15 protein-coding genes are annotated in these 14756 nt (G+C 63.3%); 7 read left to right on the forward strand and 8 right to left on the reverse strand.

All coding sequences use genetic code 11. The features are described 5' to 3' along the window. Positions 1-68: 68 nt before the first annotated feature. The 5 genes from C793_RS0104885 to C793_RS0104905 all read right to left on the reverse strand — a co-directional run bounded on the left by C793_RS0104885 (position 69) and on the right by C793_RS0104905 (position 4099). Positions 69-1196: an aminotransferase class V-fold PLP-dependent enzyme gene (locus C793_RS0104885; protein ID WP_017429833.1), complete on the reverse strand. Its 1128-nt coding sequence runs from the start codon at positions 1194-1196 to the stop codon at positions 69-71. A 189-nt stretch (positions 1197-1385) separates the two neighbouring features. Next, positions 1386-2144, reverse strand: coding sequence for a deoxyribose-phosphate aldolase (gene deoC / locus C793_RS0104890; protein ID WP_017429834.1), 759 nt, complete (start codon positions 2142-2144; stop codon positions 1386-1388). A gap of 95 nt (positions 2145-2239) precedes the next feature. Further along, a complete protein-coding gene (locus C793_RS0104895; protein WP_017429835.1) occupies positions 2240-2599 on the reverse strand; it encodes a DUF4870 family protein in 360 nt (119 codons plus the stop codon). A gap of 147 nt (positions 2600-2746) precedes the next feature. Then, a complete protein-coding gene (locus C793_RS0104900; RefSeq protein WP_017429836.1) occupies positions 2747-3688 on the reverse strand; it encodes a lysophospholipid acyltransferase family protein in 942 nt (313 codons plus the stop codon). Between the two features lie 9 nt (positions 3689-3697). Beyond that, the gene (locus tag C793_RS0104905; protein ID WP_017429837.1) at positions 3698-4099 is read right to left on the reverse strand and encodes a VOC family protein; all 402 of its coding nucleotides are present in this window, start codon (positions 4097-4099) and stop codon (positions 3698-3700) included. A 258-nt stretch (positions 4100-4357) separates the two neighbouring features. Between C793_RS0104905 and C793_RS0104910 the strand changes: the two genes are divergently transcribed. From C793_RS0104910 to C793_RS0104920, 3 genes are all read left to right on the forward strand, one after another. Further along, positions 4358-6145 (forward strand): acyl-CoA dehydrogenase, encoded by a 1788-nt coding sequence (locus C793_RS0104910; protein ID WP_017429838.1) that lies wholly within the window; start codon positions 4358-4360, stop codon positions 6143-6145. Positions 6146-6239: 94 nt separating this feature from the next. Continuing rightward, positions 6240-7031: an enoyl-CoA hydratase/isomerase family protein gene (locus C793_RS0104915; RefSeq protein ID WP_017429839.1), complete on the forward strand. Its 792-nt coding sequence runs from the start codon at positions 6240-6242 to the stop codon at positions 7029-7031. 129 nt (positions 7032-7160) lie between these two features. Continuing rightward, on the forward strand, positions 7161-8147 hold the full coding sequence (locus tag C793_RS0104920; RefSeq protein ID WP_017429840.1) for a lipid A deacylase LpxR family protein: 987 nt from the start codon (positions 7161-7163) through the stop codon (positions 8145-8147). Positions 8148-8186: 39 nt separating this feature from the next. Here C793_RS0104920 and yghU read toward each other — a convergent pair whose 3' ends face one another. Then, positions 8187-9047 carry a glutathione-dependent disulfide-bond oxidoreductase gene (gene yghU, locus C793_RS0104925; RefSeq protein ID WP_017429841.1) on the reverse strand — a complete coding sequence of 287 codons (861 nt, stop codon included), beginning with the start codon at positions 9045-9047 and terminating at the stop codon, positions 8187-8189. Between the two features lie 393 nt (positions 9048-9440). Between yghU and C793_RS0104930 the strand changes: the two genes are divergently transcribed. From C793_RS0104930 to C793_RS13545, 3 genes are all read left to right on the forward strand, one after another. Continuing rightward, on the forward strand, positions 9441-9869 hold the full coding sequence (locus tag C793_RS0104930; protein ID WP_017429842.1) for an OsmC family protein: 429 nt from the start codon (positions 9441-9443) through the stop codon (positions 9867-9869). A 251-nt stretch (positions 9870-10120) separates the two neighbouring features. Further along, positions 10121-10906, forward strand: a complete 786-nt coding sequence (locus tag C793_RS0104935; protein WP_017429843.1) for a MotA/TolQ/ExbB proton channel family protein — start codon at positions 10121-10123, stop codon at positions 10904-10906. 3 nt (positions 10907-10909) lie between these two features. After that, on the forward strand, positions 10910-11938 hold the full coding sequence (locus C793_RS13545) for a flagellar motor protein MotB (RefSeq protein WP_017429844.1): 1029 nt from the start codon (positions 10910-10912) through the stop codon (positions 11936-11938). 14 nt (positions 11939-11952) lie between these two features. Here the strand turns inward: C793_RS13545 and C793_RS0104945 are convergent, their stop codons facing one another. Together C793_RS0104945 and C793_RS0104950 are read right to left on the reverse strand one after the other, a co-directional pair. After that, positions 11953-12588 carry a CoA pyrophosphatase gene (locus C793_RS0104945; protein ID WP_026106117.1) on the reverse strand — a complete coding sequence of 212 codons (636 nt, stop codon included), beginning with the start codon at positions 12586-12588 and terminating at the stop codon, positions 11953-11955. Positions 12589-12612: 24 nt separating this feature from the next. Then, positions 12613-12924 (reverse strand): YqfO family protein, encoded by a 312-nt coding sequence (locus C793_RS0104950; protein ID WP_017429846.1) that lies wholly within the window; start codon positions 12922-12924, stop codon positions 12613-12615. A gap of 252 nt (positions 12925-13176) precedes the next feature. Here C793_RS0104950 and C793_RS0104955 point away from each other — a divergent pair, with 252 nt between their 5' ends. After that, the gene (locus C793_RS0104955) at positions 13177-14610 is read left to right on the forward strand and encodes a TolC family outer membrane protein (RefSeq protein ID WP_017429847.1); all 1434 of its coding nucleotides are present in this window, start codon (positions 13177-13179) and stop codon (positions 14608-14610) included. The last annotated feature ends 146 nt before the right edge of the window (positions 14611-14756 follow it).

Raw genomic sequence — 14756 nt, forward strand, 5'->3', positions numbered from 1 at the left:
GTGACCGGCGGCGTATGGCAAGCTCGGGCCACGCCGCCGGGGGCTGCCGTCTTGTGCCGTGCGCTGATTCAGTCCCCGAGCGCTTCCAGCGCGCGTTCCAGATTATCCACGCTACGCTGGGGGTTGTGCAGCTTGTCGAGGCCGAACAGGCCGATGCGGAAGGTCTGAAAGTTGTCGCCTTCGTCACACTGCAACGCAACGCCGCCGGCGACCTGCACGCCTTCGGCGGCGAGCTTCGCGGGCAGTCCGGGGTCCTCGGTATAGCAGACAACCACGCCAGGCGCTTCAAAGCCGCTGGCGGCAACGCTGGTAAAGCCGTGGCGCGCGAGCATTTCGCGGACTGCCTGACCGACGGTGATCTGCTCATTCTTGATCTGGTCGAAGCCGTAGTCGCGGGTTTCCTGCATGATGTCGCGCAGGGTCTGGAGGGCATCGGTGGGCAGGGTGGCGTAGTAGGCGTGGCCGCCGTTTTCGTAGGCCTGCATGATGTCGTGCCACTTGCCCAGGTTGCAGGCAAAGCTGTTGCTCTGAGTCTCGGCCAGGCGCTGTTCCGCGCGCTCGGAGAGCATGACCATGGCGCAGCAGGGCGAACCGCTCCAGCCTTTTTGCGGTGCGGTAACGACGACGTCGATGCCCAGCTTGTGCATATCGACCCAGAGAGTACCGGCGGCGATGGCGTCGAGTACGAAGATACCGCCGGCGTCGTGGGTCGCCTGGGCAACAGTCTGCAGGTATTCATCCGGCAGCAGCATGCCGGCAGCGGTTTCTACCTGGGGAGCAAAGACTACCGCGGGCTTTTCGGCGCGAATGCGCTCGGCGGCTTCTTCCGCCGGCACGGGCATGAACGGCGAGCGGTCGTCCTGCGGATCGACGCGGCGGGCCTTGAGCACCGTTTGCTGATCGGTCAGCCGGCCCTGGTCGATAATCTGTGTCCAGCGGTAGCTGAACCAGCCGTTGCGCAGCACCATGACGCGCTGATCGGTGGCAAACTGGCGCGCGACGGCTTCCATGCCGAAGGTGCCGCTACCGGGAATGATCGCCGTTGAATGAGCGTGGTAGACCTCCTTCAGGGTGGCGGAAATATCGTGCATCACGCCCTGGAAGCGTTGCGACATGTGGTTGAGCGCGCGGTCGGTATAAACCACGGAATATTCCAGAAGCCCATCAGGGTCAACATCAGGCAGCAAACCAGCCATGGCGTTCTCCTTGTGTATGACGCGCCGTTACACCGGGCCGCGGTGGTCGCGTCGGGGTTGAGTGACTCGATTATATAACTTGGTCGTATGACTTGATTGTATGACCCGGTCTTGTAAACCGGTCGGGAAAACCGCTGCCCAGAATACGAGCAAAGGCGCGGCAAGGAAAGTGCAGGCGCCGGCCGGCGGCTAAAAGGCGGTCAGCGTGGCCACGCAGTTGGCCAGCAAGCCGGAGGAACCCAAGCGCATGTGTTCGGGCGTTATCCAGGCCGGCCCCATGATATCGCGGGCCAGCGCCAGGTATTCGGCAGCATCTTCGGCGCTGTCGACGCCGCCGGCGACCTTGAGGCCCACCGCCTCGCCGCTGTCGCGGATCGCGTGGAGCATGATCTCGACGGCATCCGGCGTGGCGTTGACGCTGACGCGGCCGGTGGAGGTCTTGATAAAATCGGCGCCGCCTTCAATGGCAATCTCGCTGGCGCGCCGGATCAGGGCCGGGTCCTTGAGTTCACCGGTTTCAAGGATGATTTTCAGCAGCGCCTGACCGCCGCAGGCGGCCTGGCACATTTCCACGAAGGCCAGGCAGGTATCTTCGTCGCCGTCGATCAGCGTGCGCCAGGGCAGCACAACATCGACTTCATCGGCGCCGGACGCTACCGCTTCGCGGGTTTCGCGCGCTGCCGCCATGACGTCCGCGCCGCCGTCGGGAAAGTTGGCCACCGCCGCAATCCTGACGTTGCCGCTGAGCGAATGCGCCGTCAGCGCGCGCCGCGCGGTCACGACGAAGCGGGGGTAAACGCAAATCGCCGCGGGGTGGCCGAAAGGCGTTTTGGCCTGATGACACAGCGATTCGATATCGGCGTCGCTATCCGTCGCCTCCAGACGGGTCAGGTCGATCAGCGGCAGCGCCTGGCGAATGGTCTGGGTCAGGTTGATCGAGGCGGACATAAAGCTCTCACAGGTTGTTTCGCAAGAAGCGACAAATGATTTGAAGCGGTGCCGGCGGAAGGGCGAGGCCGCCGCCGGATGGTACGCGACCGGCGCTACCAGAGCCAGCTGCCCGGGCGGGTCGGCGGCTGGTGTCGGCGCAGGGCCAGAAACCCCGTTACGCAGCGAACGCCCAGCCAGAGTCCCAGCAGCGGCCATAGAAACATGCCGAGCATGAACACGCTGACGGCGAACACGGCACAGAAGTACACCGTGCCGATCCAGAAGGTGCGGATCAGGTAGCGGTAGTGGGCGCGTAGCCAGGGCGTCGCCTCCTTGCGGTAAACGTAGGCAATGATCACGCCGATCAGCAGGGTGACGTTGGCGGTGATCAGACCGGCGAGAAACAGGCCATAAACGACCCGGGGGGTAAGCGTATCGTCGCGGTGGGTATCAGGGTCGGTCGGGATAGTCATACGGGCTCTTTACTCGGGTCGATCGGAATGGGGTAGCCGAGTCTCATCAGCGTGGTTTCAGGCGCCGGTGACGCCCTGAATCGAGAACGGCAGCGTGGATCAGCGGCACCTGAGATCAACGGTACGGGACATCAATGCTGGCGTGGATCAATACGGGCGAAAATCGCGGAAGTCAGGTCGTCCCTGCTGCTCCTCGACGACCTTGCGGTAGCGCTTGTATTCCCACTGGTACTGCGCCGGCTCCAGGGCGATGGCGGCTTCAACCGAGGCGTTGACCCCGGTGGCCGAGGTGACGTCGTCGGTGCTGTAAACGCGCTCGTCGGCATCCAGGAAGTGAATCTCGAACCCCTGGCCGGGCACGCGGCGAGCCACGCCGGTGACGACCCGGGCGCGGGTGCGCGCCACCAGTTTGGGCAGCAGCGTGGCGGTATAGGCGTCACGATTGAAGAACGGCGCAAACACGCCGCTTCCCCAGTCGGGTTCCTGGTCCGGGAGTATACCAATGGTCTGGCGACTCTTCAGCGCTTTCAGCAGCGCAGCGACACCCCGGGCGTTGGTGGGCACCAGGGTCGCGCCCTGGCGCTCGCGGCCACGGCGAATTACCGGGTCGAGCCCGGCCATTTTCGGCGGCTCGTACATGGCGGTAAACGGAAAGTGGCTGGACAGCCAGAAGTTCAGCACTTCCCAGTTACCGAAATGCGGCGCCAGCACGATGACGCCGCGGCCGTCGCGGCGCGCACTGTCCAGCTTGTCGCGGCCGTGTACCGCCTTGATGCCGGCCGCTACGCGCTCGGGCGGTGCCATCCAGGCGTGTCCCAGCTCGAGCATGGTGGCTGCTGAGTGTTGCAGGCTCCTGCGCATTAACGCCTGGCGCCGGGCCGTGCCTTGACCGGGGTAAACGTCGGCCAGGTTGCAACGGGTAATGTGGCGTTCGCGGCGGCTGAACCGATAGACCAGCGCGCCGGCGATACGCGCCAGGCGCCACAGGCAGGCCGGCGAACGGCCGGCGAGCCGCCGCCAGAGCCAGGCAATGGCGCCGGCGCGTACGCTATCAGCGTCGCGGTGACGGAAGGAGAAAAAGCCGGCCATGAACAGCTATCAGCTTTCCCGGGGCGCGGGTTTGGACGCCGGGCGGGCAATTTCCAGCAGGTTGCCGTCGGGATCGCGTAAATAGATCGACTCGATGGGGCCGCTGGCGCCCTGGCGGGCAACCGGACCCAGCTCGGCCTCTATGGCCAGCGCGTCGAGGTGCTGCCGGAACTCGTCCAGCGGCAGCTGGCAGCGCAGGCAGAGATCCAGACTCCCGGGGGTCGGCGTGGCCGAGACGGGCGCAATGTCGGTATCCGTCTGGTGCAGGCGCAGGGCGGTATCGCCCAGCATCAGGTCAACCCGCTGGGTGTCGCGGTAACGTACGTCGAGCCCCAGCACGCGGGAATAGAAGTCCACGGCGCGATTCATGTCCGTCACCGTCACCACGAGATGATCCAGTCCTGAGAGCATGGCTCTTTCCTTGCGTCAAAAGTCTTAAAGATAAGCGGGCGGGTTCGAGAATACGCTGATGGGGCATTTCGGCGCAAAAACCGGTGCGCGACCACAATGGTGCTGTGGCCCCGACCTTATTGCAAGACGGCGGCTTCAGGGTCAGTATCAAGCATACGTTTGATTTTTTCCGCTGGCCTTGTCGCGCCGGTATTGTGAAACCCGCTGCCCACCGGCGCTGCTTACCGCACGGTGGTGTCACGACCCCCGAGGATCGCTATGAATCAATATGCTGCACCGCTGCGCGATATGCGCTTCGTACTCGGCGAACAGCAGCGCTATCGTGCGCTGGAGTATCCCGCTCTGGAAGACCTTTCCCCGGATCTGGTGGAAGCCGTGCTGGAAGAAGCCGCCAAACTCGCCGGTGACGTCTGGGCACCGCTGAATACGGTGGGCGATCAGCAGGGTGCCACCCGCCATGCCGACGGCAGCGTGACCACCGCCGACGGCTTTGCCGCTGCCTACCAGGCGTATGTCGACGGCGGCTGGAACGGCCTCAGCGTGGACGAGTCGCTGGGCGGGCAAAACCTGCCCGAGGTGGTATCAAGCTCGGTGCAGGAAATGTTCCAGAGCGCCAACATGGCGCTGGGGCTTTGCCCGATGCTCACCGCCGGGGCCATCGAGGCGCTCACCCAGCACGGCAGCGAGGCGCTTCAAACGATGTTTCTGCCGGGCCTGATCGAAGGTCGTTTTACCGGCACCATGAACCTGACCGAGCCCCAGGCCGGGTCGGATCTTTCCCGGGTGCGTACCCGGGCCGTGCCGGACGGCGACAGCTACCGTCTGACCGGGCAAAAAATCTACATTACCTGGGGCGAGCACGATATTACCGACAATATCATCCACCTGGTGCTGGCGCGCACGCCGGATGCCCCCGAAGGCAACCGGGGCATTTCGATGTTTGTTGTGCCCAAAATGCTGGTGAATGCCGACGGCTCGATCGGCGAGCGCAACGACGTGACCTGCGCGTCCATCGAACACAAGACAGGGATTCACGGCTCGCCCACCTGCACCCTGAGCTTTGGCGAGAACAGCGGTGCCGTGGGCTATCTGGTGGGCGAGCTCGGGCGCGGGCTCAACCACATGTTCACCATGATGAACGCGGCACGGCACAAGGTCGGCGTGCAGGGCGTGGGAATCGCCGAGCGCGCCTGCCAGAGCGCGCTTGCCTATGCCGATGAGCGCACCCAGGGGCGGCAGCCCGGGGCCCAGGCCGACTGTGCGATTGGCGACCACTTTGACGTGCGGCGGATGCTGCTGTCGATGCGCGCCCGGACCGACGCCCTGCGGGCGCTGGAGCTTGAGTGTGCCGCGGAAATGGACCGCGCCCGGCGAGCGAGCGACGCCGCCGAGCGGGAAGCGGCCCAGGCGCGGGTCGACGTGCTTATTCCCGTGGTCAAGGCGTTTACAACCGACCAGGCGGTGGATATCGCGTCAATGGGCATACAGGTACACGGCGGCATGGGCTACATCGAGGAAACCGGTGCCGCCCAGCTTTGGCGGGATTCACGCATTGCGCCGATTTACGAAGGCACCAACGGCATCCAGGCGCTGGACCTGGCGGGCCGCAAGCTGGCGCGCGACGGCGGCGCGGCGGTGTCAGCGCTGTTGGACGACGTGGACGCAACGGCCCGCGCGCTTGACGACCATTCGACGCTTGCCGGCCTGGGCACGGCGCTGGCCGCCGGCGGCGAAGACGTCCGCGCAGGCATGCAGCGGGTATTGACCCGGGGGCAGCAGGCCGAGGGTGGCGCGGATGCCGTCCAGGCCCTGGCGACTCCGTTTCTCAAATTGCTGGGGCATGTGCTTTGCGCCTGGCAGATGGGGCAGGCAGCGCTGGTAGCGCAGGCCGCCATTGACGCCGGCGACGATGATGCGTTCTACGTGCAGAAGCGCCTGAGCGCGAGCTTCGTGATCGGCCAGTGGCTGCCCGAGGGGCGTGCCCAGCGTGCCGTCCTGGAAGCCGACATGCAGTGCCTCGACGACTTCGACCGGCATCGCGGCTGACGTCGCCGTGTTGTCGCAGCACCGTGTTAATGACACACGTTTTTAACAACATACGTTTAACAACATACGTTTAACAACAAACAGGAGAACCGCCATGAGCAACGCGACCTACAACAGCAGCGACCTGATCGACGTTCAGGAACGCGATGGCGTTGTGCGCCTGACCGTTAATCGGCCCAAAGCGCTCAATGCGCTGAATCCCGAAGTGCTGGACGCCCTGAGTGAGGTGCTGGATAGCCTCGAAGCCAACGAAGGGCTGCGCGCGGTGATGCTGACCGGCGCCGGTGACAAGGCGTTTGTGGCCGGCGCGGATATTACCCGGATGCGCGAGCAGACCCCGCAGCAGGCGCAGGCGTTTGCCGGCCATGCGCTGGATACCGTTCGGCGGCTGGAAAAACTTCCGGTGCCGGTTGTGGCGCTGGTCAACGGTTTTTGCCTGGGCGGCGGCTGCGAGCTGGCGCTGGCCTGCGACTGGGCCGTGGCCAGCGACAATGCCATGTTCGGCCAGCCCGAAGTTCAGCTGGGGGTCATTCCCGGCTTTGGCGGTACCCAGCGGCTGCCGCGCCGGGTCGGGCCGGCGATGGCGCTGGACCTGATGACCACCGGGCGCAAGATCGACGCAAGCGAGGCGTTGCGCATCGGGCTGGTCAACCAGGTAATGTCACAAGCCGAGCTGGATGACTATGCCGAGAAACTCGCCGGCCAGCTGGCGGGCAACGGCCCCCGTGCGGTAGGAGCCGCCAAGTCGGCGGTATATGACGGCATGGAGCAGGACGTGGACAGCGCGCTCAAACTGGAGCAAAGCCTGTTTGCGCTCTGTTTTGCCGGTGACGAGCAGCAGGAAGGCATGGCCGCCTTTGTGGAAAAGCGCCCGGCCAGATTTTAACCCGGCGCTGATGCCGGGCCGGCATGGGTCTTAGGCAAGCACTGGCTTTCACGCAGGCATTAAGTCGGCTAACGACTTTTGTCTGAATTCATGATTTACTGGCGTGTTTTCAAACATCGGGAGCAAAACATGCCGCGACCCCGCTGCTTATGGCCGACGGTTGTGTCGGCCCTTACCGCACTGCTGATACCTGCCCTGGCGCCGGCATCCGACGAGGCGTTGAGCCTGGAAGTGACCAACGACGGCATGATCAGTGTGGACGATGGCCACTACACTAGCGGTGTCAAACTCGGGTATAGCTTCAGACCCGAAGCCGCACACTGGACGCAGCGCTTTTCCCGGTGGCTGCCCGACACGCTGATCCAGCAGGCCGACCGGGCCGAATATCGTCTGGTCCAGCAGATTTATACGCCCATGAACATCAGGGCGTCGCGGCTGCTGGAAAATGACCGCCCCTATGCCGGGCTGGTGTACGGCGGGGCGTCGCTTTACGGTGAGCAAAGCCGTCCCAACGGCCGTACCACCACCGATCTGCACCTGGACGTGGGGATGGTCGGGCCGTCTTCCCTTGCCGACAGTATCCAGCAGGAAGTCCACCGCCTGACGGGCAGTAATCGGCCCCAGGGCTGGGACCACCAGATCGGGGACGAGGCGATTGTCAACCTGGGCATGCGCCGCCAGTGGTGGCATGAAAGCCCGCTGGCCAGCAAGCAGCTGGCCTGGGGGCCGGAGGCGAGCATCGCGCTGGGTAATCTCTATACCTATGCCAGCACCGGCTATTACCTGCGCTTTGGCGATGCCGCGAGAAGCGTGCCGACTCTGACGCCGAACTCGGCCAGCAGTGCCGGCTTTGATGCGGCAGACGGCTTTCGCTGGTATGTGTTCGGCGGGGTCGAAGGCTACTACATGGCGCGCAACCTGCTGCTGGACGGCAATACCTTTTCCAGCAGCCATTCGGTTGACCGGCGTGAATGGGTCGGCGATCTGTCGGCCGGCCTGTCATTGGCCTGGGATGACTGGCAGATGCGCTTTACGGCGCTGCAGCGCAGCCGGGAATTCCACGGCCAGCAGGACCCCGACCGGTTTGCCGCGCTGACCTTCAGCAGGGCGCTGTAGTTACGCGGCAAGGTTCTCGTAGCATGGTGACCTGTTGAATCAGCCGGTCCTGTCGCGTGTCTTGTGTTCGAAGTCGCTGGCGTCGTGGCGTTCGAGCAGCTGTTCGTGCGGTTCGCCAAAGGGGCGGTTGACCATGCAGCCGCGCCTGACCGCGGGGCGCTCGGCAATCTCCTCGGCCCAGCGCACGACGTTGGGGTATTCGTGCACCTGCAGAAATTCGGCAGCGTTATACACGCGACCCAGCACTATCTGGCCGTACCAGGCCCAGTTGGCAATATCGGCGATGCTGTAATCTTCGCCGTTGAGGTAGCGGGTGTCGGCCAGCCGCCGGTCGAGAACGTCCAGCAGGCGCTTGGTTTCCATGGTGTAGCGGTCAATCGGGTATTTCATCGCCTCGGGCGCGTAGGCGAAAAAGTGCCCGAAGCCGCCGCCGACAAAAGCTGCGCTGCCCATTTGCCAGAACAGCCAGTTGAGTGTCTCGGTACGTGCGCCGGGGTCCCGGGGCAGCAGCGCATCGAACGCCTCGGCGAGATACATCAGGATGGCGCCGGACTCGAAGACCCGCCGGGGCTCGCCTGGGCCGTGGTCGAATAGCGCGGGAATCTTCGAGTTGGGGTTGGCGTCCACAAAGCCGCTGCCAAACTGCTCGCCTTCGCCAATATCCACCAGCCAGGCATCGTATTCGGCGTCATGGCCAAGGGCCAGCAGCTCCTCGAACATGATACCGGCCTTGACGCCGTTGGGCGTGGCCAGCGAATACAGCTGGAAGCGGTGCTTGCCCACGGGCAGCTCCTTTTCGTGGGTCGCACCGGCGACGGGGCGGTTGGTTCCGGCGAATGCGCCGCCGTTATCGGATTCCCACTGCCAGACTCGGGGCAGGGTGTAGGACGTATCGCTCATCGCTGTCTCCATGGGGTTGGTGTTGCGGTTTGTGTTCATCCAGCGCTTTTCTCTGTGGCGCGTCGTTGGCGCGGTTCCTTGCAGCCGGCGCATCCAGCCGGCTTATTTCAGCCTGCGTTGATGGCCGATGTCAGCTGTTGGATGTTGATAGTTAATAACTGGATAGAAGGCTAATGGATGCCAAGGGATAACATACGCGCTTCAGCGCCGCAAAAAGCTACCCAGCGAAGCCGCCTGGTCGGACGTTATGGACCTTGATAAAGGGCCGGCTTCGCTTCAGGATGGCGTGAGTGATCGACGTTCGTTGAAGAGCGTGATCCCGGATTAAAAGACCATCCTGCATGGCCTTCAAGCAAGCGAACCAATAACGCCAACACGCTAAGGAGTATCGGTATGGATCGTCACGCAAGCGCACACTGGGCCGGCGGCCTGAAAGACGGCAAGGGCACGGTTTCAAGCGAAAGCGGCGTACTCGACGCGCGCCCGTACAACTTTGGCCAGCGTTTCGAGAACGAGCCGGGGACCAACCCCGAAGAGCTGATCGGCGCGGCCCACGCCAGCTGCTTCTCCATGGCGCTATCGCTGGTGCTGGGAGAATCGGGCTATACGCCGGATGAGGTGGACACCCAGGCCAGGGTCACGATCCGCGAAAGCGACGACGGCTTTGAAATTCCCGCTATTCACCTGGACGTCACTGCGACCGTACCGGGCGCCGACGATGCGGCCTTCCAGCAGGCAGCTGAAGGTGCCAAGGCGGGCTGCCCGGTGTCCAAGCTGTTCAATGCCGAGATTACCCTGAACGCGACGCTGCAAAACGGCTGAATCCCGTAAAGGCTTGTCCGGGTAACGGACACGACCAGGCCCTGACATTGGCTCAGGGCTTTTTTCTGCGCTAAAAACCGTTTTTACCTATTGATATCAGTCGGTTGTCCGGTAGCCAGGGCAGGTTGGGGTATCGCGCCGCCGGACACCCCGTCATCCGGGCATGGCGCATTCGCGTTGACCCGCTGGCCTCATCGCCCTATTGTCTGCCTTGTCGGATGTTTCAAACGCTTACAATGTCGGGAGTGGCCGTGGATCTCGCAACGCTAATCGGGCTGTTAGGGGCCGCCGTGATGGTCAGCGCATCGGTGCTGATGGGCACCTCCACGGAGGTCTTTCTGAACCCCACGGGGATTGTGCTGGTAGTCGGCGGCAGCCTCTTTGTGGTGTTGGCCAAGTTCACCCTGACCCAGTTCCGGTTTGCCTTTAAAGCCGCCGCCCGGGCATTCAAGTTTCAGCTGCCGAGCACCCAGGCGAGCATCGACGAGCTGATCGAGCTGTCGAAGATGTCACGCAAGCAGGGGTTGCTGGTGCTCGAAGGCCAGGATGTCAGCTCGCCTTTTCTGGCCCAGGGGCTGCAAATGCTGGCGGACGGGTTCAGCACCGAAATGATCGAAGAGATGATGGCCAAGGAGCGCCTGCTGACGCTGGAGCGTAACGAAGCCGGAGCCCGGGTGTTTTCGGCGCTCGCCGAAGTGGCGCCGGCCATGGGCATGATCGGCACCCTGGTGGGGCTGGTACAGATGCTGGCGAACATGGAAGACCCCGCCAAAATCGGCCCGGCCATGGCGGTTGCGCTGTTGACCACCTTGTACGGCGCCATGATCGCCAATATGTTTGCCAGCCCCATTGCCGACAAGCTGTGGCTGCGCATGAATCAGGAGGCCAAAATGCAGCAGCTGTGGATTGATGCGATCCTGGCGATCAAGGGAGACAAGAACCCCCGCGTACTCGAGCAGATGCTCGCGCTGTATCTGCCGCCGGAGAGTCGCGGCCAGGACAGCGAAGCAGGCAGCCCCGCCGGTAAACAGACCTGATCCATGAAAAAAAAGCCTGCTTCCAACATTCCCCCCTGGATGCTGACCTACGCAGACCTGATGACGCTGCTGCTGTGCTTTTTTGTGCTGCTGCTGTCGTTTGCCGAGATCGATGCCGACAAGTTCCGCCGTATTGCCGGCGAGCTGTCCCAGGCGTTTGGCGTGCAGCGCGACATCGAAGCGATGCAGATTCCCAAGGGGACCAGTGCCGCGCTGGACAAGTTTTCTCCTGCCGTGCCGGACCGCACCCTGCTGGATGAAATCCGCCAGAAGACGATGGAGGAGGACCCGCAGCTGGAGGCCATGCGCGATAGGCTGGAAACCCGGCGCAAGGCGCAGACCCGCGACGTGGCAAAGCAGCTGCGGGAGCTGCTGGAGGAATCGGGCAACAACGATGTGACCCATGTGGAAGTGGACGGTTTTCGGGTGGTGATCCGTATTGAAGAGAAGGGCACCTTCATGTCCGGCTCGGACCGGGTAACCGGCACTTTTGAAACCTTACTCGAGGATATGTCGGGTATTTTTGTCGGCCTTCCCGGGACGGTATCCATTGATGGCCATACCGATAACCTGCCCATTCATACGCCGCGCTTCAGCAGTAACTGGGATCTCTCGGCGCTGCGTGCGGCCTCGGTGGCCAACATTCTGCAGCGCAACAGGGAACTTCAGCCGGAGCGGCTGCTGGTACAGGGGTTTGCCGATACCAACCCCCGGGCGAGCAACGAGACGGCGGAGGGTCGGGAAAAGAACCGCCGCGTGGAAATCACCATTGACCTGAGCGAAGCCACCGAGGAACGCGGCAGCCGGAATATGGAAACGCTGCGCGAAGCGCCCGCCGCCGCGGAATCGGCCGCCGATACGCCGTTCGGCAAGCCCCTCGACCGCGTGCTGCTTTCGCCGCCCGAGCCGGCGACCGGGCAGGAACCGCCGGCAGAAGGCAGCGAAGACGGCAGCGAAGGTGGTGGCGAAGATAGTGGTGAAGACGGTAGTGAAGACAGGCGCGAAGACAGCGGCAAAACGCCGCCGCCATAAAGGTCGCAGTGCCGCTATTGGCGCGGCCGGTGCCGAACCGGGCGTAGCGGATGATGCTGTAATACGCCGCTCGGGCGCCGGAATAGATCGATATCCATGTCAAAGCCCTGGGCCAGCAGGTCGACGAGCATCATGGCCGACAGCCCCCAGATAACATAGCCATCGACGCGATAGCTGGGCACGTAGCAGGTGTGGCCCCCCGACGTGATGACATCGGTATGGGTGCGCCGGTCATCCAGAAAGTGGTCCAGGGGCACTTCAAAAATGGCGTCCAGCTCCCGGGGCTCGGCCCGGAGCGGCAGGTCCGGCGGAATCACGCCCACCCAGGGGGTGACCTGAAGGCCGTGCAGCGATACCACATCGGACAGCTGGCCGTAGGCCTGAACGCTGGCGGGCGCCAAGGCAATTTCCTCTTCGGCTTCGCGCAGCGCCGTGGCGTAGAGGTCGGGATCGCCGGGGTCGTGCTTGCCGCCGGGAAACGCCACCTGGCCGCGGTGGGTGGTCAGGTGCTGCGCACGGCGGGTAAACAGCAGCGTTGGCCTCGGGCGGTCGACAATCGGCAGCAGCACTGCGGCCCGAGGGCGCGCGCCATCATCGGTCAACGCGCACGGGCGGCGGGTTTGCAGCCGCTGGTGTAGTCTGTCGAGTATGGACGGGCGCATAGCGGACATGGCCTATATCTCGGCCAGCTGCCAGACATCGTAGGCCGGGGCCTCATAGGGGTGGGCGAGTCTCAGGGCGGCCACCGCGGCGTGAATCACGTCGTCGTGGCACGCCAGTTCTACCCGGGTTTCTTCTACCCGGGTCAGCGAATTCACGCTGCCGATGTGCGGCTCGGCGCCCGCCAGCGGGCGGAACTGTCCCGTGCCACGGGTTTGAAAACAGCAGGCCTCGTAGTGGCCCAGCTGCCCGGCGCCGGTTTCAAAAACCGCTTCCTTGACGCTTTCTGCCGCATCGCAGGGAACGTAAAACGCAAGCTTGTACATAAAATCTCCAGCGCTTGATGAAAGGTCACGCTATCCTGCCGGATAATGGCAGCCAACGTGGATGATGGCGGTTTCGCCCCCGATGATTCGGCTCATCGAGGCGAGAAACGCTGTGCTTCAGGCGACAACATGCGACAATGTATGTAAATTGCCGCCATGCAGGGGCGAGGCTGTTCCCCGTCCTGCTGGCTCCGCTATATAAAACGATGGCCCGCATCGCCTTAACGACCGAATTATCACGAGGATAACGCCATGCTGCGACAGCCCCTATCTTTTGCCCTGATCTCGGCGCGCCGTGCGCTTTTGCCATCGCTGGTGGCAGCGGCATGGGCGGTGCCCGCGTGGTCGGCAGACCTGTTAACTATCACCCGTGACGCCCTGGATAGCAACGCGGCGCTGGAGTCGGCCGAGGCCGTGACGGAGAGTACCCGGGCAGCGCGCGAAGCCGAGCAGGGTAACCTTTTGCCGCAGATCAGGGCCGAGGGTAGCGTCGCTCACAGCGAACAGTTCGAGCGCCAGACTCGCTCGGGGCCTGCCGGTGCGGGAAACCAGGACGACAGCGTCAACAGTGCCAGCTTTACTCTGGAAGCGACCCAGGCGCTGTTTGATGCGCTGGACAGCCGTGAAGTCACCCGGGCCGAGCGCCAGGTGGATCAGCAGGTGTACCAGCTGGCGGCTACCGAGCAGGAAGTGCTGATCAACGTGGCATCGGCCTATTTCGAGATCCTCCGCGCTCACGAGATTCTGGAAGCGCGCCGCGCCCAGGAGCGCGCCATCGGCCGCCAGCTGGAGCAGGCCAAGGAGCAGTTCGACGTTGGCCTGATTGCGGTCACCGAAGTGGAAGAAGCCCAGGCACGGTTTGATCAGTCCCGGGCCGAACGGATCGCCGCCCAGAGCAATCTGCAGGTGCGTTTTGAAGCGCTCGAACGCCTGACCGGCGAACGCTATTCCAGCATCGAGGCGCTCGCCGACGAGGTGCCCGTCAAGGCGCCGGTTCCCGATGATCGTCAGCACTGGGTCGAGCTGGCCATCGAGAAAAACCCCAGGGTGCTGGCCAGCCAGGCGGGTATCGAGGTGAGCGAAAGCAATGTGGATATTGCCCGAGCCGGCCGGCTGCCCGAGGTCAATGCCTTCGCCCGGTACAACCATGACGACAATGATGCCGACGGCGTCGATGGCTATAACGCTGAAGGCCAGGTGGGTGTGCAGTTGAGCCTGCCGATCTACACCGGCGGTACCACCACGGCGAACATTCGTCGCAATACCTATCAGCTGAAATCCAGCCAGTATGATTTTGAAGACCAGCGCCGCGAGACTGTTCAGCAGGTGCGTTCGCGCTATACCCAGGTCAGCAACGATGTCTCTACGGTGGAAGCTCGCCGTCAGGCAGTTGTCTCCAACCAGAGCGCGCTGGATGCGACCCGCGCCGGCTATGAGGTGGGTACGCGCAATATCGTCGATGTGCTGGATGCCGAACAGAACCTTTACAACGCCATGGCCGACTATGCCAGTGCCCGCTACGATTACGTCATCAACCTGCTGACGCTGCGCCAGCAATCCGGCGTGCTGGATGAAAAGGCGCTGGAAAAGATCAACGGCTGGCTGAGCGATGACAGCGTCAGCCTGACGCTGCCCGAAGCTGACGCGAGCAGCGTAATGGACATCGGCGAACGCCCGGAAAAGTGAACGCCGCGAACCGCGTGATCCAGGAGGTCGGGAGCGGCCGCGCGCCGCTCCCGTAACTCGACTTTTATATTTCCATCGCTTTCTTTTATATTTACATGCATCTGTGTATGGATGTAGGCTCTGCACATTCTGTCAGGCCGTTAACG

Source organism: Vreelandella jeotgali Hwa, assembly GCF_000334215.1.
Taxonomy (GTDB): Bacteria; Pseudomonadota; Gammaproteobacteria; order Pseudomonadales; family Halomonadaceae; genus Vreelandella; species Vreelandella jeotgali.